Origin of the sequence: Acetivibrio ethanolgignens (assembly GCF_001461035.1) — a bacterium.
GTDB classification, from domain to species: domain Bacteria; phylum Bacillota; class Clostridia; order Lachnospirales; family Lachnospiraceae; genus Velocimicrobium; species Velocimicrobium ethanolgignens.
Window position 1 is genome coordinate 1 of the sequence record NZ_LNAM01000066.1, and the last position, 2,027, is coordinate 2,027.

Genomic DNA, 2,027 nt, shown 5'->3' on the forward strand with positions numbered 1-2,027 from the left:
TAGTCATTACCTCCGATCTTAGAGTAATCAAGCGGATTTCGATTATTGCGTTTCGTGTGGCAGTTATCGATTTTGTTGGTTTTGTGAATAGGGGATTTCGTGTCTTCATAAAGGATGTAGGCACTGTTCATATCTTCCGGAAGGAAACGTATCTCCACTTTCATTCCAATGAACTGCATGGGGACATCATAGGATTCCTTAAAGATGGAGACGGTGGCATCATTTCTTACCTTGCGGGTGATGCGGTTATAAAAACAGTCATCCAGCCATTCGCGGGACAAAGGATGACGGACATCCTTGCAGGTATCCTGAAAACGTGTCATGGGAGCAGAGTCAATCCCGGAATGATAGGAAGTGTTGTACTTTCTGACATAGTCTTTAAGCATCTCATTGAACTGGTCAAGGGAATGAATTTTTCGGGTGTCGATGGTGTGGATCCACGTAGTTTTCATGCTGAGCCACTGGCGTTCTGATTTTCCTTTGCTGGCCCCATCCCTCACTTTTGTGTGGATAAGGCTGATACCAAGGGAAACACAGATCATGGAGAGCTGCTCGTTGGCATAGGGACCGCCGTTGTCGACCAGAAGTTTGGAGGGAACACAGCCGTAGGTGGCAATGGCATCCTTTAAGACCTTCTGGAAGTTTAAGGCATTGTCATTGTAAAACATCTGAGCCCCTACTAACATACGGGAATGGTCATCAATGATGGCCATACAGTAGACCTGCCGGGTAACACCGTCTTCGGTGATGTGTGCAATGTAACAGGTGTCAGCCTGCCACATTTTTCCAAAGGAGACCTCTTCAAAGGCTTTCCGGTCACGAAGATTTGGGTTTCTGGCAGATTTCAGGTTGTTGTTGCGTATAAAACGTTGTACGGAATCCACACTGACAGTGGCAGGAATGAAACTGTCCTGTATGAGTTTCCGGTGAATCTGTGTGGCATTGATACGTGGAAAATCCTCCCTGATCCGAAAAATCTGCAGGATTGCTTCATCGCTTAATGCCCTGGATGTACCTTTGTCCGAGCGGACTGCCGGCATGAGACCTTCAAGACCATGGCGTTTGTACCGGGTGGCCCAGTCCTCAATGGTCTTGTAGCTGAACTTTTTCACTGTGCCGTCAGGAAGAGTGAATTCCTTCTGTGCAATGCGTTTGTAGTAGGCAGTGGCTGAGGCATCAGGAAAAAGCCCCTGGATAACAGGAGCAATGAGGCCAAACCTGAATTCAGCCACCGCGGCGGCACTTTTTAAAATTTCGTCTTCTTGTGTCATGAAAATATCCTCCCTGTTTATGATGAGACCATCATAAAAGGAAATGAGGGCAAAGTCATGTGCATGGTTAAGTGGTCGGCGAAAAAAGATAATCGGGGACAAAAACATCCTGGCAGTAAACTGCGGTTTTGGGATTGGCATGTGACTGGAGAAAGGAAAAACCAAAGGTGCGGACAAAACCGGAGGTAAAGTCCGAGGCATGGTCCATCCTGCTGAGTGAGAAAAGAAAGCCTTTATCCGAAACCACCAAATCGTTTAAAAATCCAAGCCACCCGGACTTGTGCTTTTTCCATAGAACCAGCCATTTATAGAGCTGTCTGGAAGTAATGGAAAAGCGTTCGCACAGTTTCTCAATCGTATACAGGTGCATGAAATATTCACCAAGGACGCGGAGGACAAAGAACAGGCTGTAGGAACAGTAGGGAATGATGAAGTCCGGAAGGAAAGCATGTGTAGCACCACAGCTGTCACAGATACAGCGAAGAACGGTGACCTCATGCCGGACACATTTTCCACCCTGGAAGTCAATGAGACAGCGCTTGTAATAGCTGTGAATTTGGAGTTTTCCAGAGGCATTACAGATCGGACATGTCTCAAGTTCAGGTCTTACAAGGGGCATGAACTGCTCAAACAAAGATTTTGATGAAGTTTTTATCTTAAAAAGCTTGATAAACAGAGAGTTTTTTCTTATCATAAGTAATGTGTGTATGAATCCACAGATGCAGGATAGCCGTATTGTGTAGGACACAGATCCTG

Annotated in this window: 2 protein-coding genes; both read right to left on the reverse strand. The window is 46.0% G+C overall.

All coding sequences use genetic code 11. The features are described from left to right. Positions 1 to 1,271, reverse strand: a 1,271-nt coding sequence (locus tag ASU35_RS04125) for a DDE-type integrase/transposase/recombinase (protein WP_147525364.1), incomplete at its 3' end; no start/stop codon positions are given. 67 nt (positions 1,272 to 1,338) lie between these two features. After that, positions 1,339 to 2,027, reverse strand: a 689-nt coding sequence (locus ASU35_RS19845; RefSeq protein ID WP_207644119.1) for a DUF6431 domain-containing protein, incomplete at its 5' end; no start/stop codon positions are given.